At 45.3% G+C, this 23,762-nt stretch carries 24 protein-coding genes; 16 read left to right on the top strand and 8 right to left on the bottom strand.

The genetic code is table 11. The features are described 5' to 3' along the window. Nucleotides 1–307: 307 nt before the first annotated feature. The 8 genes from K0O23_RS06845 (at nt 308) to K0O23_RS06810 (ending at nt 6,765) form a co-directional block, all read left to right on the top strand. Nucleotides 308–1,237 (top strand): membrane-binding protein, encoded by a 930-nt coding sequence (locus tag K0O23_RS06845; RefSeq protein WP_219876658.1) that lies wholly within the window; start codon nt 308–310, stop codon nt 1,235–1,237. 123 nt (nt 1,238–1,360) lie between these two features. Beyond that, a complete protein-coding gene (locus K0O23_RS06840) occupies nt 1,361–2,074 on the top strand; it encodes a head GIN domain-containing protein (protein WP_219876657.1) in 714 nt (237 codons plus the stop codon). Nucleotide 2,075: 1 nt separating this feature from the next. After that, nucleotides 2,076–2,654, top strand: coding sequence for a hypothetical protein (locus K0O23_RS06835; RefSeq protein WP_219876656.1), 579 nt, complete (start codon nt 2,076–2,078; stop codon nt 2,652–2,654). A 188-nt stretch (nt 2,655–2,842) separates the two neighbouring features. Further along, complete coding sequence (locus K0O23_RS06830; RefSeq protein ID WP_219876655.1) at nt 2,843–3,061, top strand: hypothetical protein; 219 nt, start codon at nt 2,843–2,845, stop codon at nt 3,059–3,061. Nucleotides 3,062–3,116: 55 nt separating this feature from the next. Next, complete coding sequence (locus K0O23_RS06825; protein WP_219876654.1) at nt 3,117–4,022, top strand: M20/M25/M40 family metallo-hydrolase; 906 nt, start codon at nt 3,117–3,119, stop codon at nt 4,020–4,022. A gap of 277 nt (nt 4,023–4,299) precedes the next feature. Further along, nucleotides 4,300–5,070 carry a porin family protein gene (locus tag K0O23_RS06820; protein WP_246596972.1) on the top strand — a complete coding sequence of 257 codons (771 nt, stop codon included), beginning with the start codon at nt 4,300–4,302 and terminating at the stop codon, nt 5,068–5,070. An 85-nt stretch (nt 5,071–5,155) separates the two neighbouring features. Next, entirely contained in the window at nt 5,156–6,178 is a 1,023-nt protein-coding gene (locus tag K0O23_RS06815; RefSeq protein ID WP_219876653.1) for an SDR family NAD(P)-dependent oxidoreductase, read from the top strand. 68 nt (nt 6,179–6,246) lie between these two features. Continuing rightward, nucleotides 6,247–6,765: an NUDIX domain-containing protein gene (locus tag K0O23_RS06810; RefSeq protein ID WP_219876652.1), complete on the top strand. Its 519-nt coding sequence runs from the start codon at nt 6,247–6,249 to the stop codon at nt 6,763–6,765. 304 nt (nt 6,766–7,069) lie between these two features. Here the strand turns inward: K0O23_RS06810 and K0O23_RS06805 are convergent, their stop codons facing one another. Further along, entirely contained in the window at nt 7,070–7,780 is a 711-nt protein-coding gene (locus K0O23_RS06805) for a hypothetical protein (RefSeq protein ID WP_219876651.1), read from the bottom strand. Nucleotides 7,781–7,855: 75 nt separating this feature from the next. Beyond that, a complete protein-coding gene (locus K0O23_RS06800) occupies nt 7,856–9,703 on the bottom strand; it encodes a glycoside hydrolase family 3 protein (RefSeq protein ID WP_219876650.1) in 1,848 nt (615 codons plus the stop codon). A gap of 197 nt (nt 9,704–9,900) precedes the next feature. On the opposite strand from K0O23_RS06800, the gene K0O23_RS06795 reads away from it, so the two are divergent. The 6 genes from K0O23_RS06795 (at nt 9,901) to K0O23_RS06770 (ending at nt 17,152) form a co-directional block, all read left to right on the top strand. After that, nucleotides 9,901–10,707, top strand: a complete 807-nt coding sequence (locus tag K0O23_RS06795; protein WP_219876649.1) for a rhomboid family intramembrane serine protease — start codon at nt 9,901–9,903, stop codon at nt 10,705–10,707. A gap of 7 nt (nt 10,708–10,714) precedes the next feature. After that, complete coding sequence (locus K0O23_RS06790) at nt 10,715–11,473, top strand: TVP38/TMEM64 family protein (protein ID WP_219876648.1); 759 nt, start codon at nt 10,715–10,717, stop codon at nt 11,471–11,473. A gap of 63 nt (nt 11,474–11,536) precedes the next feature. Next, nucleotides 11,537–14,719 (top strand): S41 family peptidase, encoded by a 3,183-nt coding sequence (locus tag K0O23_RS06785; RefSeq protein ID WP_219876647.1) that lies wholly within the window; start codon nt 11,537–11,539, stop codon nt 14,717–14,719. Between the two features lie 357 nt (nt 14,720–15,076). Further along, nucleotides 15,077–15,580 (top strand): RlpA-like double-psi beta-barrel domain-containing protein, encoded by a 504-nt coding sequence (locus tag K0O23_RS06780; RefSeq protein ID WP_219876646.1) that lies wholly within the window; start codon nt 15,077–15,079, stop codon nt 15,578–15,580. A 102-nt stretch (nt 15,581–15,682) separates the two neighbouring features. Then, nucleotides 15,683–16,528, top strand: a complete 846-nt coding sequence (locus K0O23_RS06775; RefSeq protein WP_219876645.1) for a potassium channel family protein — start codon at nt 15,683–15,685, stop codon at nt 16,526–16,528. Nucleotides 16,529–16,591: 63 nt separating this feature from the next. Then, nucleotides 16,592–17,152, top strand: coding sequence for an HD domain-containing protein (locus K0O23_RS06770; protein ID WP_219876644.1), 561 nt, complete (start codon nt 16,592–16,594; stop codon nt 17,150–17,152). Between the two features lie 284 nt (nt 17,153–17,436). Here the strand turns inward: K0O23_RS06770 and K0O23_RS06765 are convergent, their stop codons facing one another. Both K0O23_RS06765 and K0O23_RS06760 read right to left on the bottom strand, forming a co-directional pair. After that, the gene (locus K0O23_RS06765) at nt 17,437–17,868 is read right to left on the bottom strand and encodes a carboxypeptidase-like regulatory domain-containing protein (protein ID WP_219876643.1); all 432 of its coding nucleotides are present in this window, start codon (nt 17,866–17,868) and stop codon (nt 17,437–17,439) included. Nucleotides 17,869–17,962: 94 nt separating this feature from the next. Beyond that, nucleotides 17,963–18,154, bottom strand: a complete 192-nt coding sequence (locus tag K0O23_RS06760; RefSeq protein WP_219876642.1) for a hypothetical protein — start codon at nt 18,152–18,154, stop codon at nt 17,963–17,965. 207 nt (nt 18,155–18,361) lie between these two features. Here K0O23_RS06760 and K0O23_RS06755 point away from each other — a divergent pair, with 207 nt between their 5' ends. Beyond that, entirely contained in the window at nt 18,362–19,324 is a 963-nt protein-coding gene (locus tag K0O23_RS06755) for a sterol desaturase family protein (RefSeq protein ID WP_219876641.1), read from the top strand. Nucleotides 19,325–19,383: 59 nt separating this feature from the next. On the opposite strand, the gene K0O23_RS06750 is transcribed toward K0O23_RS06755, so the two are convergent. Both K0O23_RS06750 and K0O23_RS06745 read right to left on the bottom strand, forming a co-directional pair. Next, nucleotides 19,384–19,827: a hypothetical protein gene (locus tag K0O23_RS06750; RefSeq protein WP_219876640.1), complete on the bottom strand. Its 444-nt coding sequence runs from the start codon at nt 19,825–19,827 to the stop codon at nt 19,384–19,386. A 109-nt stretch (nt 19,828–19,936) separates the two neighbouring features. Next, nucleotides 19,937–20,986 carry a nucleoid-associated protein gene (locus K0O23_RS06745; protein ID WP_219876639.1) on the bottom strand — a complete coding sequence of 350 codons (1,050 nt, stop codon included), beginning with the start codon at nt 20,984–20,986 and terminating at the stop codon, nt 19,937–19,939. Between the two features lie 244 nt (nt 20,987–21,230). Here K0O23_RS06745 and K0O23_RS06740 point away from each other — a divergent pair, with 244 nt between their 5' ends. Then, complete coding sequence (locus tag K0O23_RS06740; protein ID WP_219876638.1) at nt 21,231–21,911, top strand: porin family protein; 681 nt, start codon at nt 21,231–21,233, stop codon at nt 21,909–21,911. A gap of 149 nt (nt 21,912–22,060) precedes the next feature. Here K0O23_RS06740 and K0O23_RS06735 read toward each other — a convergent pair whose 3' ends face one another. Beyond that, nucleotides 22,061–22,696, bottom strand: coding sequence for a hypothetical protein (locus K0O23_RS06735; RefSeq protein WP_219876637.1), 636 nt, complete (start codon nt 22,694–22,696; stop codon nt 22,061–22,063). A 261-nt stretch (nt 22,697–22,957) separates the two neighbouring features. After that, nucleotides 22,958–23,656 carry a response regulator transcription factor gene (locus tag K0O23_RS06730; protein ID WP_219876636.1) on the bottom strand — a complete coding sequence of 233 codons (699 nt, stop codon included), beginning with the start codon at nt 23,654–23,656 and terminating at the stop codon, nt 22,958–22,960. Nucleotides 23,657–23,762 lie beyond the last annotated feature (106 nt).

The following is a 23,762-nucleotide window of genomic DNA, read 5'->3' as shown; positions in this document are numbered from 1 at the left end:
AGGGGATATTATGTTATATGTTAAATATAGTGAGAATGTTTTAATTAATCCATACTTCCCTGCCTTTCAGGTCTTATAGCAATCTGTTATTTGTGTTTTTTACGGTTCATGGATGTGTTGCTGTGCCCTCTGGCTTAATACAGGATTTTGCCGAAACCGATTGCCAGCTTCAACATTGTTAGAGGTATTTTTAAATAATTCAGGCAGTATTTGGTTTAAGTGATTTTTGGCAAAGAAGTTGCTTTTATACAATCGGCTATAGGTTTTGCGTTTAAACTATACGGCCCGAAAGTTTAAAATTCCTGCTATGACATACTTCAAGACATTTACATTTGCATTGGTACTGGCTGCAGCATCTTTGCTTAGCCCAGGAGCCAATGCGGCCACGGTGGCTGCTCCTTCTCTTACTACAGCCTATGCTGCGGCAGGTACACGCGATATAGTGCAGGAAATAATTAATGTAATAGGATTAAAGCCGCGTTTCGAGCTAATGCCTGCTGATATTGACAATGCTGCAGCTGTAGTTTACAATGGCAAGCGTTACATACTTTACAATGAGCGTTTTTTAGCTGCTATCAATAATGCAGTGCACACAGACTGGGGTGGCGTAAGTATAATTGCTCATGAGATAGGCCACCACCTGAACGGACATACTCTTAGCAAAAACGGTAGCAACCCTGCCGATGAACTGGAGGCAGATGAGTTCTCCGGGTTTGTGCTTCGCAAAATGGGTGCAAGTCTTGCAGAGGCACAGGCTGCTATAAACCTGTTATCCGAAGAAAGAAGCTCACGCACGCATCCAGGCCGTAATTACAGGCTGGAGGCAATCAGCAAAGGCTGGCGCAGCGCCAACGATCAATTGGTGGCAAGCGCTAAGTCGCCGCAGCCAGACCAGCGTGCTATTGCCAGATCTCAGCCAAGCCAGCGCCAGTTGCAGCAACTGCACCGTGAGGAGCGTCAGCCTCAGGCCCAGACTCAGAGTTCTTCCCTGGATACAAAGTTTGTGTTGTCGCGGGTACATTTTTCCAAGGCACCCAAAGAAGAATTTTACATAACTACGAAGCTGCACCTGGTGCATGTTACCGATAACGGGATCAAGATCATAGGCAAGCTGGCCAGAACCAATAATCCCGAGATTCCATATTATTTTGAGAGCGATCTGATGAAGACGGTGTATGTAACAGAGCGTGGTATGCTGTTGAACAGGCAGGGGCAAAAGGTAGGTTACCTGGGGTAAAGTATAGAAGTTTTAGACAAAAGAGCCGCAGCAGTATAAACTGTTACGGCTCTTTTTTTAGTATATATCCAATATTAACTATATTGCTGTACCTTATACTTCTAACCTAAAACACAGCAGCCTATGAAATCCCTCAGAATTACAACTGTAGTACTATTTAGCATACTTAGTTTAAGCGCTTGTGATGAAAGCGGCTTTTGCCTGGAGGGAGAAGGTGATGTAGAAGCCAGAACATTAGAACTTAGCAGACTGGAAGGGGTAAAAGTACAAGGCAATACCAAAGTATACATTACGCGCGGAAACAGGCAACGAGTGGATGTAAAGGGTCAGCCAAATATTCTGGACGAACTGGAAACGAATGTGGAAGGAGGCGTTTGGGATATAGGCTTTGACAGATGCCTGCGCAAACATAAAACAGTAGAGGTATACATTACAGTGCCAGAGTTAACTTCGGCTAAAGTAAGCGGTTCTGGCTATATAGAATTGCAGGATAAATTCAGGGCAAGGGAGTTTGAGGCAGCGGTGTCTGGCTCCGGTGATATAGAAGGTAAAATTGATACCGAAAGACTGACCTCACGCATAAGCGGCTCAGGCAGTATAGAGCTAACAGGGGTTGCCAGGGAGCAGGATATACACATTTCCGGATCAGGCAGCCATTATGCTTTCGATCTGAGATCAAACCGCGCAGATGTGAATATTTCCGGCTCTGGTAAGGCGCGGGTTCAGGCCTCAGATGAACTGGATGCAAGTATAAGCGGAAGCGGCCGCGTATTTTACAAAGGAAACCCGGACACCAATTTAAATGTTTCAGGGTCCGGTAAAGTGATAAAAGAATAAGATGACTATAAAACTTAAGAATTACCTGTTTGTGCTGCTGCTTTTACTGGCCGGCACAGCCTGCAAAACAAAAGATGACTTTGAGGCATTTAAAGAGGCAGACTATAGCCTTAAAAGTGTGGATGAGGTTAGGGTAAATGGAATAAACCTGCTGGAAAAGAAACGGGCCGAGGATTTCTCTTTCGGCGAAGCTGCTGTGCTTTTCTCTGCCTTCTCGGAAAATAAACTGAATGCTACATCAACCCTAAACCTGAACGTGGACCTGGGAGAGGAGCATAAGGACAGAACCATGACAGTAACGCAACTGAAGTGGCAGATGCTTGTTAACAACGAAAAAGCACTTAGCGGAATAATTCAGGAGGCAATCCAACTTAAAAACGGAGTAAATACCCTTACAGTAAGCTCGCCGCTGGCTTTTGCTCAGGAAAACGGCGGCACCAACCTGAATACCCTGCTACGTATTGCTACACTGCTGAACCAGGATAAAGGCAAAGGCCAGGTGCAACTTCAGATTAAGCCTACGGTGCAAACTTCTGTAGGACCTGTGGAGCTTCCCGCTTTCATTAATATTATGAAGTAAGTGCATTTTATTGTATTAGAAATTTGATAGGGCCAGGCGTTTTTGCCCGGTCCTTTCCAGTTTTTATACTATTTGTATGTTGGACTTGAAATAAAAAAGAAACTTTTATTTTATCTGCCCGTAGTGGCACGTTCCTTGTATTAGTTGGGTTATAAGTTTTTAGAAATTTAAAGCCAGATAAGATGACTATGCCAAAGGGATACGATCTGTTTTTAAGCAGCAGACAAGAAGTAAAAGCAAGTGCCGTTGAAACCTATATGCGCAGCAGCGGATGGGTACCAAAAGTTGAGGCACTAACTTACAAAGATAACGTAGAACAAGAGGTTGAGAACCAGCCATCCAGACCATCCAAAAAAAATAAGGTAACAAACCGCCAGAAAAGCTGGGTTCCGTGGCCTAAAGCATAAAGGTATTTGGCTGGCACCGCTGGCTGTGTTATCTTCATACTTTATTACAATTAGAATGAAAAAGATAATCCTGCTGGCGTGCCTGGCCGCTATGCCGTTTTCAGGAAGTGCACAGAAACTTCCGTTAGATCAAAAGCAGTTACTGCAAGATATTAAAGTGCTCGCCGCAGACTCCATGCAGGGCCGTTTAAGCGGCACAGAGGGTAGCCATATGGCCCAGGAATATATTCTGAAGCGCTTTAACCAGATTGGTTTGAAGCCGTTTAACGGAAGCTTTAAGCAGTACTTTAAGATCGAAAGCAAAAGGCTGAGCGTAGAGCAGGCCACAAACCTGGTAGGCTACATTCCGGGTAAGTCAGGAAAAACGATTGTGGTAAGCGCGCATTACGACCATGTAGGTGTTCGCAACGGCGAGATATATAACGGGACTGATGATAATGCCTCTGGTGTAGGTGCTTTACTGGCCGCCGCCGCATACTTTAAGAAGAACCCTCCCAAACATACTATAGTCTTTGCCGCCTTTGATGGCGAAGAACTCGGCCTGCAGGGAGCCAACGCTTTCCTGGAGAACCCGCCCGTTATGCTGGAGCAGATTATCCTGAACGTGAATATGGATATGCTTAGCATCAACAGCAAAGGCGAACTTTATGCCAGCGGCACGTATCATTACCCGCAGCTAAAACCACACTTAGAACAGGTAGCGCCAAGGCTTAAAGCAAAATTACTGATTGGCCACGATAAACCTGAACAGGGCTCAGATGACTGGACCACACAGTCAGATCATTTCCAGTTTCATAAACGCAAAATTCCTTTCGTATACTTTGGTGTAGAAGACCATCCGCATTACCATAAACCATCCGACGATTATGTTAATATCAATCCGGATTTTTATGCTGAGGCGGCAGCGCTCGTTATCGATTTTTTGAAGATTGCTGATAAAAGTTTTCTTAAAAGTCAGTAGTGCAAGCAGCTTTTAAATCTGGTTTCCAATATATTCATACTTAGTAGGTTAAGGTAAATATAGGCCTTTTTATAGAGAAAGTCTTATAAGTATAAATTTATCTTTAATTGGATAATTTTAATATCGAGATATAAGTATGCTTAAATCGTCATCTTTTTGTTAGATAAATCGTAGATAAAACAAAAGCGGAAAATGCCTGGTGGCGATGATACCTAGTAGTAATTACAAATATCAGCATCTTGCCTGCGTTATTATTTTATAATCTATCTTTAGATGTATGAACAGAAATACTACCTGCTTCATCATACTTATCTCAACCTTACTCCTGATGCCACTTGGCATGCAGGCTCAGAATAGTTTTACCCAACGCATTGGCAAAAGTAAGATACCGGAGCGGGGGCTAGTTATTGTGGCCGGTGGCGGCATTTCTGGTGTAAAAAGCAGTATTTGCGGAAGCCCGGGCTGTAATGATTTTGGCCCTAATGCAAGTATAGGGGCCTGGTATAAAATATCTCCTTACGTTAGCCTTGCCAGCAGTGTTGATTATGTGCGGCTGGGCGCCAGTGAAAAAGACCCAAGGCGGCCGCTTAATGTTTCTTTCCAGTCGGAAGTGATTGAAGTTACAGGTACTGTCGTTGTAAACCTGCTGGACAGCTATGCTGGCTCAGGCAATTACAGGTCGTCCCGTAAGCGATTTGTAGTACCCTATGCCAGAGCAGGAGGCGGTTTTATTTATTATACAGCCACATCTTACCCCGGTGATGCCAGTAGCCTGGAAGACTCCCAGACAACCTATGACCCGGAGCGGGAATACCCGGCAATAGCCGCTGTTATTCCGTTTGGCGGTGGTCTTCGGTTTCGTTTCTCAGATGAGATAGCCGTTGCGGGAGAAGCGATGTACCACCTCACTACCACAAAATTTCTTGATAACGTAGGTCCTAGGCTATTGCCTGCCAGTGGAACAGACCATTACGCTGTTGCTGCGATTAAAATAATGTACACGCCTGTTATTAAAAACAAGATATTCAGCAAGAAGTATCAGGAGTAACTATAAGCATCTCCATTATATTTAACTACACTTTGTTTGTTGCCGTAGAGGTAAAGCGATACTATAACTAAATTATCGCTCTACTATGAAAGCAAACGATAAAGATAAACTCTGGTGGCTGGCCGCTGGCGCCGGCGCACTGCTGGCTGCCCGAACCGTTTACCGCAGCCTCACAGCATACGATTTTTCTGGTAAAACTATACTGATAACCGGCGGCTCGCGTGGGTTGGGCCTGGTCATGGCCCGGCAACTGGCAAAAGAAGGCGCCAGACTGGTGCTCTGTGCCCGCGATGAAAGAGAACTGGAGGATGCCCGTATGGAATTAGCTGGCAAGGGCGCCGATGTGCTGGTGCAGAAATGCGATGTAACCAGTGAGCAGCAGGTAAACGATATGATCACCAATGTGCTGAATGAGTATGGCCCTATTAACGTGCTGATAAATAATGCCGGTATAATAAGCGCAGGCCCTGTTGCGGAAATGACAATTCAGGAGTTTGAGGAAGCCATGAACACTCATTTCTGGGGGCCGCTTTATACAACATTGGCTGTGCTGCCCAGCATGAGAGCAAGGGGAGAGGGCAGGATACTGAACATTTCCTCCATTGGCGGTAAGATCAGCGTGCCGCACCTGGTGCCCTATAGCGCCAGCAAGTTTGCTTTAGTAGGATTGTCGGAGGGCTTGCGGGCAGAGCTGAAGAAGTATAACATACTTGTAACTACTGCAAACCCGGGACTGATGAGGACTGGAAGCCCAAGACATGCTGTTGTAAAAGGGCACCACAAAGAGGAGTATGCACTTTTTAAAATAATGGACTCCAGTCCGTTAACTTCTATTAGCGCTGAAGCCTCTGCCAAACAGATTCTGGATGCGCTGCGGCACGGCGAAGCAGAGGTAACCACAACAATGCCTGCTAAATTTGGTGAACTACTGCATGGTATATCTCCATCCCTGATGACAGGTATTTTCAGTTTGGTAAACCGTGTTTTACCAGGAGAGGGCGGTATTGGAAAGCAGCGGGCAAAGGGCTATGAAAGCGAATCACCCTTGTCCAGGTCTAGCCTGACGGAAAGTACAGATAAGGCTGCCATGCGCAACAACGAATTGTAAACAAATTATACTTAATTTATACTTTATACCTTTGCTGAGCCATACTTTTGGCTTTAGAGAGAACCTTTATGAAAATCAAGAACCGGGAAACCGCCTATAACGGCTATTTTAAAATCTATAAACTTACCGTAGAGCAGGAGGGACAGACATTTACCCGCGAGCAATTTGACCGTGGAGATGCCGTTGCTGCACTTATCTATGATACCCAAAAGCAGGAGTATATCCTGGCGAAGCAGTTCAGGGTGGGCTCAGAGTCAGAATTGGTGGAGGTTGTGGCCGGTATGGTTGACAAGGGAGAAACGCCTGAACAAAGTATAGCACGTGAAATAGAGGAGGAAACCGGCTACCAGGTAGATAAGCTGGAGCATCTGCATACTTTTTATTCGTCGCCGGGAGGCACCACCGAAAAAGTAATGTTATACTATGCAGAAGTGTCGGATCAGCACCATGATGGCGGAGGAAACGACCACGAAAATGAGCACATCGAACTTGTCCGCCTTTCTGCTGATGAATTCGGTAAATTCCAAACGCCAGACGCCAAGACAATAATTGCCCAGCAGTGGGTAAAGTTGCAGGTTAAAGTATAAGCTTGTCTCTTTGCAGGGACAGGTCGCGACCAAATGCCGCTAATTTAAGCATTTTTGTCATCTCGACGATAGGAGAGATCTTAATAGAATTCCTTCTGCACTAATTTTGGATAAATTTCTCATGGTGTCCGAATCTTGGTCCGCTTTATTCAGCAACGTGGGATTAGGGAGTCACCGGTAGGCTACTTCCAGACAAAGATGTCCGGAAGAGCATTTTCTTAACCTGACGACATAAGGTTATGTCTGCTCCTAGAAAAGAACATCTTATAAAATATAAAAGCAGGCGTTAAACCTGCTTCTATACTTATCTCTTTGTGCCTCTGACTGCGCTTTGGGTGTCGGCTGCGCCTTCAAGAGTAAGGTACTCTGCCTGCAGTGCTCTTATCTTTAAATTGTCGCCTGTGGATATCTGTCCTTCTACCTGGCCGCGCCGCTGGTTAAGCTGCGAGTAAACATAGTCTACGTAATCCCAGTCATCTGGAGTCCAGTTGCGGCGCTTAGCTCTTACAGTTCCCATAAAGGTTAAATATGCTTCGCGTATGTTGTTAGCATTTATACTTTGCAGATTCTTATACTCGCGCAGCAACTGCTCCTCAAACAGCGTTAGTTTGCTTGGGTCAAGGGGTTGTGCCTGGCGGCGTTCCTGGCGTGTTTCCCAGCGCTTGTAACGCTCCTGCAGGTCTCTGTATTCCTGCTTCGATTTATCAGAAAGGCTGTCGAAGTTCTGTTCCAGTTGTGCATTGCGCTGGCGGAGCTCTTCCTTTACTTTTGGCCAGTTGCTCCTTATGGCTATATCACCTTTTTCAGACTGACGATTAAGCCATCCTCTGAACTCTTCAAGTTGCTGCTCTGCTGTTTTGCCTGTTTGTACTACACGTGCCGTGTCTTCTGTTTCGGCAGTGTCAACTGTTATTACCTCAGTATCGTCCCTGTCGCGGCGCCCTTCACAGCTCCATAATAAGCTAATAAGGCACAATGCAGCAATGTAGTTTAGTGGTTTTATGGCGGTGCTCATAGTTTTATACTTTCAGAACATGTTTATCTTAATTCTGCTCTTATTACGGATACCAGCTATGTTAGATACTTTACACTATGGGCCAGCAATTAGCGGCTTATCCTTACTTATGCCATCGCCATAGGCAAAGTGCTTGTTTACGGTTACCGGCAATTTGCCCCGAGCCGGCAATTTACCGAAAAGTATATTGGCAGCTGCCTCCTGGGAGTGGTAATGCGGCTGGTATGCCATGATCAGCGCGCGGCTCTTTTCTATCTCCGGAAACTGGGTTAAGGCATAAGCATTATCGAATAGCGTAATTACTGCTTTGTTAGACGTAGCCAGTTTTCTAACCAGTTCTGCAGCCTCTTTAGAGTAGCCGAGTTTGTTGCTTGGCCGGATGCTGGGGCCATACAGGGCCACCACCACTACATCATACCTGCTTAGTTTTTTCCAGAGGGCATCCGCCTCCTTTTTATTTGCCTTCCGGGAGATAACATAATCTGTGGTGCGTATCTCTTCTTTTACAAATTTCTGATAGGCGCTAGGATTTTTAAGGCCAAACCCGACTGTTGCGACTGTAGTTTTCCTTTTGGTGCGCAACGGGATCATCCTTTTGTTGTTATTTAACAGCGTAACTGCCGCTTCGGCCAGAGCACGGTTTGTGCTGTCGGCCAGGCTGGTGTTAAGGTCCTCATGCAGGTTATCAATGTTAATGGGTTTGTAGTTATCCAGGCCTAACCATTGCTTTGCCTTTAATACGCGCCTGCATTTCTGGTCCAGTTCTTCCTGGCTCAGATCGCCGCGCGCCACGGCCTGTTTAATAGCTTTAATAGCCTTAGGCACGTTGTTGAGACGTTCTAATATATCGTTGCCAGCAATCAGTGCCCTGGCTTCGGCCTCGCCGGGTTCAAAGTACTTGGTAACACCTTTCATCACCATAGCATCTGTAAATACAAGGCCTTTAAATTCTAGTTCTTTCTTTAGTAAACCATTTACAATAGGAGGCGAAAGCGTAGAGGGCAAATTGCGTGTAGAATCGAGCATAGGTATGTGCATATGCGCCACCATTATTCCGCCCACTCCGTGTTTGATCAGTTCCCGGAAAGGATATAGTTCCAGCGAGTCCAGCCGTTCTTTGGAGAAAGGAATGATGGGCAGATCGTAATGAGAATCTACATCGGTATCGCCGTGGCCAGGAAAGTGTTTGGCTACAGCAATAATGCCATTGTCTTGCATGCCCCGCATAAAGGCCAGGCTTTTGCCGGTAACGTCCTGCCGGTCTTCGCCAAATGCCCTATAGCCGATGATCGGGTTTGCCGTGTTGTTGTTGATGTCTGCCACAGGAGCAAAGTTGATGTGCATGCCCAGCCGCTTGAATTCTTCTGCCACCTGTGCGCCCATACTATAGATCAGGCCATTGTCGGCTACAGCGCCCAGCATCTGCTGGAAAGGGTATTGCACGGTGCTATCCAGGCGCATGCCCACGCCAGTTTCGGCATCCATAGAAATAAAGAGCGGTACTTTGGAGGCAGCCTGATACTTGTTTGTGAGTTTTGCCTGCCGCACCGGCCCTCCCTGAAAGTATATGAGCCCACCTACTTTATACTTTTTGATGAGTCGCATGACATCCGCTTCATAGGCTGGTCCCTGGTCTGAGAACGCCTCTATAATGATAAGCTGGGCAATACGCTCATCTGGTGTTAAGGAGTTAAAAACAGAATCTACCCAATGGCTGTCTTTCTCCTCCAAGGCATCGATAAGCGATGCAGCCTTTACATAAGGTACCCGATCCGGAACAAAATCAGCCGTAGATTTGGCAAGCGACTGCTGCTGTGTATCGGCGCCCTCGCAGGAGGTCAGAAACAATGGTAGTACGATACAGAGTGAGTACCAGCAGGGCTTCAGCACCTTTCGGGCATATAATTGGTGTATGTAAAACATGACTTTATAAAACTCCGCCTGAGGCAGTTTTTATGGTATAAGTAAGATACTTACTACTTTTTAAACTGGCGGGTTTAAAATGTTACCTGTTTAGAATACGGAAAACATCGCTGATTTAGCTAATTTACCGTTAGTGGCATAGGTAATTTTATTTTATATTGTAGGTAACAAACTATCTCCTAAAATCATTTAATGTGATGGATCAAACACTGGCAGGCAAGGGGTTTTATACTTCGGAAAATGAAAACGCGCAGTTTGCTTACAGCTTTTTGCCAGGAACTCTGTTTGTGGCGCTGCTCTGCCTTATCAGCCTGCTAAGTTACCTGACAGATGCCGACCTGGCCTGGCTGGGAGTGAGGCCGCGCAGTTTCTTTGGATTGATAGGCATCGTTACAAGTCCCCTGATACATGGCGATTTGCTGCACCTGCTTTCCAACTCCTTTCCGCTTGTACTGCTTTCCGGGTTTATACTTTACCTGCACCGAAAAGTGGCTGTTAAGGTAATAGTACTGGTCTACATACTTAGTGGCATACTCACCTGGTTTATCGGCAGGCCATCTTTCCATATCGGGGCAAGCGGGGTGGTGTACGGGTTGGCCGGTTTTCTGCTTTTTAATGGCTTTTTAAGGCAAAACCGTAGCGCCATGGCTGTATCGATGGCCATACTTTTTTTATATAGTGGCTTGTTTTATGGTTTGTTGCCCACAGAAGAACGCATTTCCTGGGAGGGGCACCTGGCTGGCTTCGTGGCCGGTTTAGTGGCTGCCCTGGTTTACGGAGAAGGTATCAAAAAAACAGTGCCAACCTACATTGAGCCAGGCATTGTGCAGCGGCACGTAAGCAACACCATAGGGCCGCACTACCGGCACATGCACATTAACTACCAGGTACCTCAGCCAACCACAGAAAAGAACCATTTCTATACTTTAAACACCACTACAGGCAGGGCAACTGCCTTAACCAATGCTGTTGTTGTAACGTCTTATAAAAAGCGTACAGACTAAACATGGCATGAATAGCAATAAGCAGAAGGAAAAGAACACACATCCACGAAAGTATAGCTACGATCAGAAAACAACAGAAGACAACTCGCATAAGCAAAGCAAGTGGCCTTTGATCATCACGCTCATACTTATCGCATCCCTGGTTGCCTCTTACTTTATTTTCCCCGGATTTCAGAAAGAGGTAGACACAAGCTGGGATGTGCTCACAAGCGGCGACAGGCAACGCATTTCCGACTGGGTTGAACAATTCGGTTTTTGGGGACCTTTCTTTATCATACTTGCCATGATAGCCCAGATGTTTTTGCTGGTGATTAATGTGGTGGCGCTAATGCTTGTGTCTATTATTGCATATGGACCTGTATGGGGAACATTGGTTGCCATAACGGCTGTGGTAGTAGCTTCTACTGTAGGTTATTTGATAGGTCGTGGCGTTGGAAAAGCAGGCGTTTCAAAATTGATAGGGCCTAAAACCGAACACAAGGTAATGAACTTTGTAGATGATTATGGATTGTGGGCTGTGATGATAGCGCGTATTTCTCCTTTTCTCTCAAACGATGCCATCAGTATTGTAGCGGGCCTGGCTAAAATGAATTACTTCAGGTTTATAGGGGCCACCCTGGCAGGTATTGTCCCACTTGCCATTCTCCTTGCCTGGCTCGGTGAGAACAACGAAAGACTTAAAACAGGTCTGATCTGGGTTTCTGCGGTTAGTATAGCAGCCTTTATCGGCTATATTATCTATGATAAGTATATCAGGAGCAAGTAAACTATAATTTGCATTTTGTGGGAGTATTGCTTTATTTACTTTATCTAAACACAACTCCCTTACATGAACAGAAAACCTTTTCTCACGCTTTTGCTTGGCCTTGGCAGCACAATGGCTATGGCCCAGCAGCAGGAAGTATACTTTGCCACTAACCCAAGTATAAGCCCCGATGCCAAAACCATTGTTTTCAGCTACGAAGGAGATATTTGGCAGGTGGCAAGCAATGGGGGCAATGCTATGCGCCTGACAGGTATGGCCGGCAACGAAACACGTCCACGCATCTCACCCGATGGCAAATGGATAGCCTTTACCTCTACACAATATGGCAACGAAGATGTGTTTGTAATGCCTGTAGGGGGAGGAGAAATTAAACAGCTTACTTTTCACGAAGCAGCTGATCAGCTAGATTCGTGGAGCTGGGACTCGAAAACCATCTACTTTACCTCTGACCGTTATAACCGCTATTCTGCCTATAAAATTGATTTAAGTGGAGGTACGCCAAAACGCATATTTCAGCACTACTTCCATACGGTGCATAACGTAGCCGAACACCCCACCAGCGGCGAGATCTTTTTTGACGAAAGCTGGGAAAGCAAAAACTTTACGCATCGCAAAGGCTACAAAGGTGCCTACAACCCCGATGTACAGTCTTACAACACCAAAACCAAAGAGTATAAGCGCTATACCGATTACGATGGCAAAGACCTGTGGGTGAGTATAGACAAGCAAGGCAGTTTATACTTTGCTTCGGATGAGGCTAACGGCGAGTATAACCTTTATACTTTTAAAGACGGCAAGAAAACACAGCTGACCAGTTTCGATACTTCCATTAAAACTCCAGTGGTGAGTGCCAACGGCGAAAAAGTGGTGTTTGAAAAGGATTACCAGATTTATGTGTATGATAAGGCCAGTGGCAAAACAAGCAAAGTACAGGTAAACGCCCTGCAGAACAGCACCCTCGAAAAAGAGAAGGATTATACTGTAGCAGGCAATATCACCAACTTTGATGTTTCGCCGGACAACAAGAAAATGGCCTTTGTATCGCGGGGCAAATTGTTTGTGTCGGATGTAAAGGGCAAGTTTGTGCAGGAAATACCAACCCGTGCCTCCGAAAGAGTAGGAGAGGTGCTTTGGATGGCTGATAACAAACGCCTGGTGTACACGCAAACCAACAATGGCTACTTTAACCTGTTTGTGATCTCAGCCGATGGCAGCTCAAAAGAAGTACAGCTTACGGATGAGCTTCAGAATAACCGTAACATTGTTTTCAGCAAGGACAGAAGTCAGGGCGTATACTACAGCGGCCGCAAACACCTGAAGCACATCGACCTGAAAACGCTGAAAACCAAAACGCTGGTAGAAGATGAGATCTGGGCCATGTATAACTCCGATCCAAGCTTTTCGCCGGACGGGCAGTATGTGCTGTTCACGGCTTACCGCAACTTTGAAGAAGACATTTTCGTGCACCAGTTGGCAAGCAACAAAACCTACAACCTGACCAACTCAGGTGTAACCGAAACTGCCCCTTACTGGTCTCCGGACGGTAACTACATATACTTTGCCTCTGACCGTACTAACCCAAGCTATCCTTATGGCATGAAGGGCCCGGATCTGTACCGCATTGCGCTGAACAAACTGGAGAAACCATACCGCTCCGATAAGTATAACGACCTGTTTAAAGAAGAACCTGCCAGTGAGGAAAAGAAAGACGACAAGGGCAAAAAAAGCAAAAAGTCTGAAAAAGATACCAAGCCAGAGCCAGATAAGAGCTTTGTTACCCTCGACCTGACTGACCTGCAGAACCGTTGGGAGCGCGTTGCTGAGGGCTTTGGGTTCCAAGGTAACCCCAAAGTACTGCAGAAGGACGATAAGACCACTGTGCTCTTTACCTCCAACCACGGCGACGGCAAAGCAAACATCTGGAAGTATACCACCAGCCCATTTGAAGAGTCAAAGACAGAGAAAGTAGCCGGAGCCGATGCTGGCTCTATAAGCCTTGTTACAGCTGATAACAACCACTATTTACTTTTAAAAGGCAATATCCACACGTTTAACCTCGACGGCAACAAGGTGGAGAAAATTGAGGTGAGCCATACTTTCCGGAGAAACCTGAAAGATGAGTTTAATCAGATGTTTTATGAAATGTGGGCAGGCGTAGAAGAGAACTTTTACGACGACGATTTCCACGGCATCGACTGGAAAATGAAAAAGGAGACCTATGCTAAGTTGCTGCCTTACGTAACCAACCGTGCCGACCTGCGCACTTTGCTCAACGACATGCTGGGAGAACTTAACTCCTCTCATATGGGCTTTACCTCTAATGGCTTAGAAGAGCAGCCATACTATAAAACCCGTTCTCTGGCCACAGGCTTGTTGTTTGAAGACGATAATCCTTATAAGGTAAAGGCTGTAGTGCAGAAAAGCGCTCTGGATGTAAAAGGCAAGGACATTAAGCCCGGCGATATACTTGTAAAAGTAGACGGGCAGTCTGTGAACCAGCAGCTAAACCGGGAGTCCTACTTTATTAAACCGTCTTTGCTCGATGAATCTGAACTGACCTTTGCCCGTAATGGCAAGGAATTTACAGTAAAAGTACACCCGCAAAGTTACGGGGCGCAACGCGAAAACCTGTACGATGAATGGGTAACTGCCAACCAGAAGTATGTAGATGATGCCTCGGGTAATAAGATTGCCTATGTGCACATGAAAAACATGAGCACACAGGCCTTAGAGCAATTCCTGATAGAAATGACCACTGAAGGCTACCAACGCAACGGGCTTATACTTGACCTGCGCTACAACACCGGCGGCAACGTGCACAACGATGTGCTCCGCTTCCTGGCCCAAAAGCCATACCTGCAGTGGAAGTACCGTGGCGGTGCCTTAACTAACCAGCCTAACTTTACCCCAGCTGCTGGTCAGATGGTGTTGCTCATGAACGAGCAAACCCTTAGCGACGGCGAAATGACTGCCACTGGTTTTAAAGAACTGGGCCTTGGTAAGATCATCGGGACAGACACCTACCGCTGGATCATTTTTACCTCTGGCAAGCAACTTGTAGATGGTTCTTTTTACAGGCTGCCGTCGTGGGGCTGCTATACGTTAGATGGCAAGAACATTGAGCGCGAAGGAGTTCAGCCGGATATCTATCTAAAGACTACTTTCAAGGACCGACTGGAGAACAAAGATCCACAACTGGAGCGGGCAATTCAGGAAATTTTGAATGCTCCGCAAACAAAACGGTAATACCTCTTATATTAAAAACAAAAGCCAGCTAAAGTCAGCTGGCTTTTGTTTTTATAGTACTGGAAGGTAGCATGTTAGAGTCAACTAGTGAATGCTAATTCTATAAACTTCTAATGGAATAAAAGTAGTGCCTGGCTTTACATGAGAATTAATACCTATATAGCGATAAAAAATTGCACTGATTGCTTGATAGTCAGTAGGTAAGATAATAGCTAATTGGTATAATTATATAAATACTAAAATTAATTAAATTTATACGAATATAGCAAAATTAGATACTTTGTAAAACCATTCTTTTGAAGCGTCGTTTAAGCCTGTTGTTAATACGAAATCGATGTTTCACGAAATGGACTGCTTATGTTTAGGATAAAATTACTGGCAGCCATGCTATCCATGGTGGTGGCAACGGCTGAAGAATTTTCCTTTTTTACTGCTGATTCCCGCACACCGAAAGTCGAAGAAAGACGGCTTGGCTGGCCACCTGAAGAAACAAGCCAAACAAACTTAGAATTACCCGCTTCCCCTGCAACCATAACAGTAAAGGCCTCAATTTACCACCCGGAGCCAGGCCAGACCGACGCCACCCCCTACATTACGGCAGACGGCTCCCGCATCAACAAACGTAATCCCAAAAAACACCGCTGGATAGCTGTATCGCGTGACCTGCACAGCAGGTGGGGCGGAGAGCTAAGCTATGGAGACTCCCTGTGGGTAACCGGCATCTCCGACGAACTGGATGGGGTTTACATTGTAAGAGATGTGATGAATAAAAGAATGCGCAAGCAGATCGATATTCTGGTTGGTAGAAAAGACCGGATCATGGGCTTATGGCCTAACGTTCAGATAGCCAGACTGGATTAACCTTGATTACCTGCAGCTGTTAAACGAACAGGCGTAGCATCCGTACCCAATGCAGAATAAGGTGGTCTCAGCAGGCCATACTTTAAGTTAAGAACAGCGCAAATGGGTAAACGTAACTTAAGGCATAAAGCTCAGAAGCGCCTCCTGTCCCGGGAGCGTTACCAGTTGCTTAACAGGCTACAGGATATGCTGGAAGTGCCCCTGATCGTGCTTGGCTTTATTTGGCTGGTACTGCTGGTGGTAGAGTTTATCTGGGGGCTTAACCATTACCTGCAGCTTATAAGCATCGTAATATGGGTCATCTTTATACTTGACTTTGCAGTTAAGTTTATACTTGCGCCGCATAAGCTTGTTTTCCTCCGCAACAACATTCTGACTTCTATCTCGCTTGTTGTACCTGCCTTTCGGGTATTCCGGATGGTAAGGGTGTTTCGGGTGATACGGTCGGTGCGGGCAGTAAGGGGCCTGCGCCTGGTAAAGGTGGTAGGCTCTATAAACCGGGGCATGCGCAGCCTGGGCAAAACCATGCAACGGCGCGCGTTTGGCTATGTGGTGGCGCTCACGCTGGTTGTAATAACAACAGGCGCAGCAGGAATGTATGCTTTTGAAAATAACCATGGCCTGAATACCTACGGCGAAGCCCTCTGGTGGACAACCATGCTACTCACCTCCATTGGCAGCGACTATTTCCCGGTTACGCCTGAGGGCCGTATACTTTGTTTGTTGCTGGCGCTGTATGGTTTTGCAGTGTTTGGCTATGTTACAGCTACCCTCGCTACATTCTTTATCGGGCAGGATGCCGAGAGCAATGATGCAGAACTGGCTGGTGCTAAACAGTTAGAGGCACTGCATGACGAAATAAAACTTTTGCGCTCCGAGTTAAAGGCAGTAACCGCTACACAAAAAACTCAGCAGCCACCATCAGATTCAAGCATTCCAGAAGTATAGCTTCGCTTTGGCAGTTTCTCTAAAATAAGTATCTTAGAAAGTATAAAACCATACTTTTAAACCATGACACGCCAGGAAGCACAAGACATACTACAAAGCATGACAACAAGCGAGAGCCTGCTACGCCATGCCCGGACCGTAGAACTAGTAATGGAAGCCTATGCCAACAAGTTAGGCGAAAATGCCACCCAATGGGCCATAGCCGGCCTGCTGCACGATGCCGATTACCAGGCCTACCCGGAGCAGCACCCCAATGTTATCGTGAAAATGTTGCAAGAGAAAGGAGAAGCAGAGGTAGCACACGCCATATCGGCACATTACACCAAGTGGGGAGTAAGCTACGATACACTCCTGGACAAAGCACTCATCGCCTGCGATGAGATTACTGGTTTTATAGTTGCCTGTGCACAGGTAAGGCCGCAGCGCCTGGAGGGCCTTGAGGCAAAGTCTGTTAACAAGAAACTAGGGCAAAAGAGTTTTGCCGCATCCGTAGACCGTGACGAGGTAAGAATAGGTGCAGAGATGTTCGGTGTGGATATGAAAGAGCACATCTCCTTTATCATAGAAGTGCTGCAAAAGCATCAGGACGAACTTCAGCTAACGCCGCAGGTAAGTATAGAATAGCGACAAAGAGAAGGGCAGTCTTAAAGCTGGCCTTTTCTTTTTTAGTAGTTTATATCGAGTACTGTAGGAGTAATGTGCTTAATTAAAATGGAGTCTACTTTGGTTTCGGATACGCCATTTATTTCTCTAACGCAAGTATAGCGTACATACTTGTTGGCAGTGGCGTAACCACCTACATTATACTCTTCTATGCCGTTACCTGTAAAAGTTGGTGTCCAGATAGATAAAACACGTTTGCTAACATTCTGAAACCTTACCGTGATCTTATTGCTGTTTGCCTGGGGCTATGTATTGTGGATATTTACAATCAGGCTTCCAACTGGCTCCATATCTAAAACAAAGTCCTGCTTTTTCTTCAGGCTTTCTAGTATGCGGTAATCCGTTACAACAGCAGGCAGGTTTTCAAACCGCTCATTACGTTCTATATGGACAAAAGTATAGTCCTGTTTAGTTACCCGTAGTTTGTATGGGCTTTCCTTCCACTCAAACTTGAAGGCAAACTTACCATTGGCATCAGTCTGCTGCTCAGCTATAATCCGGGCACCTCCTAAAAGCACATCATCGTTTTCGCTTAAAGTTACAGTAGCACCTGCAATGGGCTGTTTACTAACGTGGTCTATCACTGTGCCGGTAGCTTCTGTGGTTAGGTCTAGTACAGAGTCTTCGCAACCAAATAACAGTATGGCTGCAACAAGTATGGTTCCTAACTTCTTCATTGCCTGTGTGGACTGAACTGTTGCAGCTTAAATAGTTACGTTTCTATATGTAGATGCCTGTGCAGGCAAAATGGTTGTACTGGCTCTATAAAACTCAGGAAGTATAATAGCGGAGTGCTTCCAGCCCGGCTTTATCATTTTCAGCCTCCACAACTTCATCAATCACAAATTGTACTTCCTGCTCTGTCCATTTTTCATTTTCAGCGGCTTTTACAAAAACATCCAGGGCGGCAAACCGGGAGCCCTGTGCAGGTATGTTTGTTTTAACTTTCTTCTTGATGTTCATAATTGGGTGTTTTGTTTGCAAATGTATAAAAGTTCTCAATTCTGATGCCAGTTTTTAATTGACACAGATCAGTGCTTGGTCATTGTAATTCCGCTCTTATCTAACATTTTTCTGCTTTTTACATGCAAGAGGCAACAAAGTTGGCTAACCCTTTAGCCGCATGCCCGTTGAAATGGCTATAATATCTGTGCGATCAACCCTGAGCCTATGGAGAAAGAAATTATTACGCTTGAACAATTACGAGGACTTGATGATCTTACCGTTATACACTATGCAGCCCCTATCATATTTATTTCGGTGCTGGCAGAATGGCTGGTGGGACTATATAATAAAAAAGATTACTACCATAAAAAGGACTTCATGGCTGCCCTTACTATTGGTGGAGTTAACACCGTACTTGGCGGCGTTTTAAAGATATGGCTTTTTGCAGTGGCCATGGTGATTTATAACCTGGTGCCCTGGTCGGTGCCTCGCGTTTGGTGGGGGTTTATACTTTGTTTTTTTGCCGTGGATTTTTGCCGTTACTGGGCGCACCGTATTTCTCATGAGCAGCGTTTTTGGTGGGCCACACACGTTACGCACCACTCCTCCGAAAAAATGAATTTCTCTGTGTCTTTCCGCACCGGCTGGACGCAGCATATTAAGTTCGTGTTCTTTTTGCCCGTGCCTTTTATAGGCTTAGACCCTTTCACGTTCTTTATCTGCCACCAGATAGCAGTGCTTTACCAGTTTTTTGTGCACACAGAGCTGATAAAGAAACTACCGGCCCCAATTGAGTATTTCTTTGTTACGCCCTCGCACCATCGGGTACATCACGGTTCAGATGTAAAGTACCTGGATAAGAACTATGGCTCTACTTTCATTATCTGGGACAGGCTGTTTGGTACGTTTCAGAAAGAGGAAGAGCACCCGACTTATGGCCTTACAACCCCTGTTAAATCGTTTAATCCGATCTTTTTGGTATTCCATGAGTGGATTGATATCTGGAAAGATTTGAAGCACGCAAAATCAGGAAGAGAAGTATGGGATATACTTTTTAAACCACCCGGATCTATTGTGACCGAGCATCAGCGAAATACTTTGCAACGTGAGCCGGCACAACAACTTAGAAGAGAAGAAGAGTCAGGGTCAGTTCCATTAAAAGCTGTTGATACAGCAGGAGCCGCCTGAAACAGCAAAGGCCCGGAATTTTACGGGCCTTTGCTGTTTATATTTTCAGGTATATTGAATTAATAACTGTCTTGCTGGTTCATAGGGCTTTGCTGCCTTGAAGCAGGGTTACTCTTAGCCTCTTTTGGTACACCCATTTTTTCTTCTCGACGGTCCTGGTACTGCTGGAACTGGTAAGGGGTAAGTAAGTCTTTTATCTGCGAAAGCCTGGTCTGGCTGATGATATCGATCTGTTTTACCACCAAACGCGGGTCATCTTTATACTTTACTTTGGCCTCTTCAACCAGTTTCATCCCGTTTAGGTTTATGGCTTTCAGCTTAACGGTCTGTTCTGGTGTTAAGCGCAGATTCTTGGCCATGCCGGCGGTAATTTCATCAGCGCGCTGCTCTAATGTCTTTTCGGCTGGTGCCTGAGTGGCTGCCTTTTGCGGGGCTGTGGAACTTTGCGCATAGGCTACGCTTCCTGCAAGAGCAAACAATACGGCTACAACTATTCTTTTCATACGGTTGGGTTATTTCTGTCTGCTACTAAGAGCAAGTATCGTTCCTGATTCTACTTTGTTGCAAAGATTCTTAAAACACCAATGCTTTGGCTATAGTTTCTGCTAAACGCTAACTCTCGTTGTAAAAGTATACTTTATAAAAGTGCATGTTGCGTTCCTGATCAAAGCCGCGCTCTACAAACTGCTCGCTCTGCTCCGGGTTATACCCACTAAACTTGATCTCGATCTGTGTATCCAGCTTGATGAAGTTACGGAATTTGCGCTTCATGTTCTTTACGGTATTCTTGTTTATGGTAAAATCCGTGAAGCCTTCTATGTCGCGTTCTTCGGCATAGGCCTGGCTGTAGTTTTTAAAACGCTCTTTAGCCTCTGGTTCATCAATCACGCTGCTGGTAAACTCTTCCAGGTCGAAGGTTTCGCTTTTAGAGAAGTAATCTACCGAACGGCTGATAAAATCTACCTGGGCTTTCTTGCTTTCTTTCTGGGCAAACACCTCCTCCGAGAAATCCTTGCAAAGGTTCAGCACAGCCTTGGTGTTAAAGTTAGTGTCTTTCAGTTCGGTCACGTTCAGGAAATCCTCTTTCCAGAAAGCAGCATCGTAACCGTTGGCATCTACCATCTTCACCCTGAAACCATCCTCAGCCTCCACATTAAAGATCATGCAGCCTTTATCCACGCCCTTCAGGTTCACCCCGAAATGGTAGTTCACGTTCAGGTCGTCCTGCTCATCTTGTATCGTCAGAAAGGTGTCCTTGTTCTCAGACTTGAATATGCCCACAGCGTCTACAATATCTTCCTCCATCAGGCAGCCGGAAAAATGCACCACATACAGCTCTCCGCTTTTCACCTTCGGATGGTCCGACTGCTCGTACAGGTGGTTAAGAATGTGCACCGAATACTCGTGAAATTTGCTGGGCTCTGTAAAAATAAGCGCAGCATAGGCAAACATTTCGTTCAGGGCCAGGTCCGAAGTATGGGTAAATCTGAAAAACTCTTCCTGCTTAAACGGCGACAGAAAGTAATTTAGTAGCAGGTCCGATAACTGCTCATCGCGCAGGTCTACCAGTTCGCTGGATACGACTACGCCCTCTTCTTTCGACTTATTTCCAACCCTGTGCACGGCCAGCTGCTTCAGGCGTACCTCTCTTTTATCCATCATTGTTATTTGACTATACTTTTAGAGGTGCAAAGGTATGGATTTGAGGCTAAGTGAAGTATAAGTTGTTGATTTTCTGGAGCAGGTTATACTTTTTTTGAGGTCTATGCTTTTGATTATCAATTATATATTGTTTGTAAAATGAACTTTTTTAAAAAGTTCAAATCTTTTTGGCATGGTTTTTCCATTGTGCATTTGCAAGCAGCGCAGCTTATTCTTAGAAGACAGACCATTAAAGATTACTACCATGAAAAAGATATTTTTACTTATCGCAGTTGTGTTGGGCTTTGCAGCCACTAAGGTAAATGCGCAGCAGCAAAATACTGTTCGGTTTGGCGTAAAAGCCGGAGTTAACCTTGCTGAATGGCAAGGTGAAACAATTAACAGTGCCCAGAATCTTATTGACATGACGGATGGCTCTGTAAGCCGCAAAATGCGCGAGGGCTTCCATGTGGGTGGCTATGTAAGCATACCGCTTGGGACAGGTTTTGAGATTGAACCGGGGCTACAGTATTCTCAGAAAGGTACACGACTTATCGGTAAAATTCCGATTGAAGAAGTAGAGTTTCTGAACGCAAACCTTACGCTAACAAATAAAGCTGAGTACCTGGACATGCCCATTCTGGCTAAAGTATACATAGGCGAAGGTTTCCACATTTACGGTGGTCCGCAGGTATCTTACTTGATATCTAATAAAGTGCAGGCCGAAGCAGGTGCGCTTGGCTTTAAAGCCCTGAACAGGGAATGGGATATGAAAGACGGCTTCCGTGAGATTGACCTGGCACTTACTGGTGGCCTTGGCTACAGATTTGCCAGTGGTTTTAACGTTAGTGCAGGCTACGACTACGGAGTAAATACTGTAGACTCTAGAGGTAGTTTTGAGACTTATAACCGCGTAATTAAAGCCTCTGTAGGTTTTACCTTTTAAAGTATAGAGATTTTGTTTTGGTGATTACGGCAGGCTGCGACTATAATGGTGCAGCCTGTTGTTTTTAAAAGTATAAAGGGCAGCCGATGTAAAAATCGGCTGCCCTTTATACTTTGTCTTACAGATCTTAATGCTATCCTGCTTTGATATTAAGATCTCTTGTAAGGAAATTTCTTAGATGAGTTGCGCATTAAAGCGTTAGTAAGCGACTGTCTGCTGCTACCGATGCTGCCAGATGCCTGGTAATCATACTTCCACATCAGGTCGCCTGCGCTACCTTCGTGAATGGTGATGGTAGTGTTTACTGTATTTGTAGGTCCCCAGGCCCCAACAAGTAAGCCAACTGCTATAGCAGCGCCGTCAGACATAGGCTTGCTCATCATCGCTTTGCCTGATACCACTGCATCAACGCCTAAAAGCTGGCATATCTCGTCTTTAGACTTTAAACGCAGGTCGTCGTAACTGATACCGTAGCTGTTCAGGATAGCGTTTGTTTTGCTTACGTCCTGGAAGTTAACAGTGTACTTGTTCTTGCTCATTTCCTTCAGGAAGTAACCGTAAACATCGCTCTGTATGCCGTAGCCATAGTCGCGCTGCTGGTCCTGTATCATTTCCGGAGTAACGCCTTTAGGCAGTTTTCTGGATTCGATAGTAACGTCAAAAGGCATAATCGCTACTGTTTTGTGGGTGTTTTTAACCTCTTTAAATGAGGCTGCCTGGTAAATTTCAGGGCCACAGCTTGCCAATGTAACGCAAATCAGTGCAAAAAGTAAAAATTTTTTCATGTGCTAAAAGTTGGTTTTCTATATTATTTCCGGATAGCTCGAAATTAAAGCCTACATTAAAATGTGTGCATAAAAATCCGATAAATATAATAGAATAGCAGTTATATTTAATATAACAACAGGTAAATTTTAGTAAAATATTTTAGCTGAAATTGTTGGGTACGCAGACTGTTGTAGCTCCTGATTTACAGCAGGTCAGCAAAAAGTAAAAGAGCTTTTTATGAAGCAGGGGCAAAGCTTTAGAGTATGAAAATGTGCAATTTATAGCATCACACCATTGTGCACGCAAAGCCTATAGCCTCGGCCGTGTATGTTTATGATCTCTACAGCAGGATCGTGCTTCAGGTACTTGCGTAGTTTGGCGATGTACACATCCATACTTCGGGCAGTAAAGTAAGTGTCCTCATTCCAGATTTTCTCCAGAGCCAGGTCGCGGGGGAGCACGTCGTTCAGGTGCAGGCACAACATTTTAAGCAACTCGGCTTCTTTTGGTGATAACTTTTCTTCTGTCCCGTTTCTGGAAAGTATGCGCAAGCTGGACTGAAAATGATATTGACCGATGGTGAACTCAGTTTGCTCTTTCTGCTCTGGTTTGGTAGGTAACTTTCTATTTAATACTGCCTTTATTTTGTAGAGTAGCACCTCAGAGTCGAATGGTTTGGTAATATAATCGTCGGCACCTATCTTAAAACCCTCCAGCATATCTTCTTTCATGGCCTTGGCCGTCAGGAAAATAAGCGGGGTGGCAGGGTCTAGTTTCTTTATCTCACGGGCAAGCGTAAAGCCATCCTTTTCCGGCATCATCACATCTAAAATGCACAGGTCATACTTGCCCTTTCGAAAAGCTGTAATACCCAGACAGCCGTCTTTGCAAAGCGTAACAGTATAATCATGCAGCTCCAGGTAATCGCGCAGCACTATTCCAAAATTAGGGTCGTCTTCGGCAAGTAGTATGTTCATAGCTTTTTAATTGCTGGTTGTTAATTGATAATTGTCAGATAGTTGAATTATTAAATTGCTAATGGTTGAGCTGCTTATACTTTATTGCTTCGTAGCTGACAAGACT

This window comes from Pontibacter aydingkolensis, from assembly GCF_019443125.1.
Lineage (GTDB): Bacteria > Bacteroidota > Bacteroidia > Cytophagales > Hymenobacteraceae > Pontibacter > Pontibacter aydingkolensis.
Note: the sequence above shows the minus strand (reverse complement) of the source record. Positions and strands in the feature narration are given on the sequence as shown.

Coding starts and splice junctions, on each gene's coding strand:
- K0O23_RS06845 (WP_219876658.1), top strand. CDS start 308: ATGACATACTTCAAGACATTTACATTTGCATTGGTACTGGCTGCAGCA.
- K0O23_RS06840 (WP_219876657.1), top strand. CDS start 1,361: ATGAAATCCCTCAGAATTACAACTGTAGTACTATTTAGCATACTTAGT.
- K0O23_RS06835 (WP_219876656.1), top strand. CDS start 2,076: ATGACTATAAAACTTAAGAATTACCTGTTTGTGCTGCTGCTTTTACTG.
- K0O23_RS06830 (WP_219876655.1), top strand. CDS start 2,843: ATGCCAAAGGGATACGATCTGTTTTTAAGCAGCAGACAAGAAGTAAAA.
- K0O23_RS06825 (WP_219876654.1), top strand. CDS start 3,117: ATGAAAAAGATAATCCTGCTGGCGTGCCTGGCCGCTATGCCGTTTTCA.
- K0O23_RS06820 (WP_246596972.1), top strand. CDS start 4,300: ATGAACAGAAATACTACCTGCTTCATCATACTTATCTCAACCTTACTC.
- K0O23_RS06815 (WP_219876653.1), top strand. CDS start 5,156: ATGAAAGCAAACGATAAAGATAAACTCTGGTGGCTGGCCGCTGGCGCC.
- K0O23_RS06810 (WP_219876652.1), top strand. CDS start 6,247: ATGAAAATCAAGAACCGGGAAACCGCCTATAACGGCTATTTTAAAATC.
- K0O23_RS06805 (WP_219876651.1), bottom strand. CDS start 7,780: ATGAGCACCGCCATAAAACCACTAAACTACATTGCTGCATTGTGCCTT.
- K0O23_RS06800 (WP_219876650.1), bottom strand. CDS start 9,703: ATGTTTTACATACACCAATTATATGCCCGAAAGGTGCTGAAGCCCTGC.
- K0O23_RS06795 (WP_219876649.1), top strand. CDS start 9,901: ATGGATCAAACACTGGCAGGCAAGGGGTTTTATACTTCGGAAAATGAA.
- K0O23_RS06790 (WP_219876648.1), top strand. CDS start 10,715: ATGAATAGCAATAAGCAGAAGGAAAAGAACACACATCCACGAAAGTAT.
- K0O23_RS06785 (WP_219876647.1), top strand. CDS start 11,537: ATGAACAGAAAACCTTTTCTCACGCTTTTGCTTGGCCTTGGCAGCACA.
- K0O23_RS06780 (WP_219876646.1), top strand. CDS start 15,077: ATGTTTAGGATAAAATTACTGGCAGCCATGCTATCCATGGTGGTGGCA.
- K0O23_RS06775 (WP_219876645.1), top strand. CDS start 15,683: ATGGGTAAACGTAACTTAAGGCATAAAGCTCAGAAGCGCCTCCTGTCC.
- K0O23_RS06770 (WP_219876644.1), top strand. CDS start 16,592: ATGACACGCCAGGAAGCACAAGACATACTACAAAGCATGACAACAAGC.
- K0O23_RS06765 (WP_219876643.1), bottom strand. CDS start 17,868: ATGAAGAAGTTAGGAACCATACTTGTTGCAGCCATACTGTTATTTGGT.
- K0O23_RS06760 (WP_219876642.1), bottom strand. CDS start 18,154: ATGAACATCAAGAAGAAAGTTAAAACAAACATACCTGCACAGGGCTCC.
- K0O23_RS06755 (WP_219876641.1), top strand. CDS start 18,362: ATGGAGAAAGAAATTATTACGCTTGAACAATTACGAGGACTTGATGAT.
- K0O23_RS06750 (WP_219876640.1), bottom strand. CDS start 19,827: ATGAAAAGAATAGTTGTAGCCGTATTGTTTGCTCTTGCAGGAAGCGTA.
- K0O23_RS06745 (WP_219876639.1), bottom strand. CDS start 20,986: ATGATGGATAAAAGAGAGGTACGCCTGAAGCAGCTGGCCGTGCACAGG.
- K0O23_RS06740 (WP_219876638.1), top strand. CDS start 21,231: ATGAAAAAGATATTTTTACTTATCGCAGTTGTGTTGGGCTTTGCAGCC.
- K0O23_RS06735 (WP_219876637.1), bottom strand. CDS start 22,696: ATGAAAAAATTTTTACTTTTTGCACTGATTTGCGTTACATTGGCAAGC.
- K0O23_RS06730 (WP_219876636.1), bottom strand. CDS start 23,656: ATGAACATACTACTTGCCGAAGACGACCCTAATTTTGGAATAGTGCTG.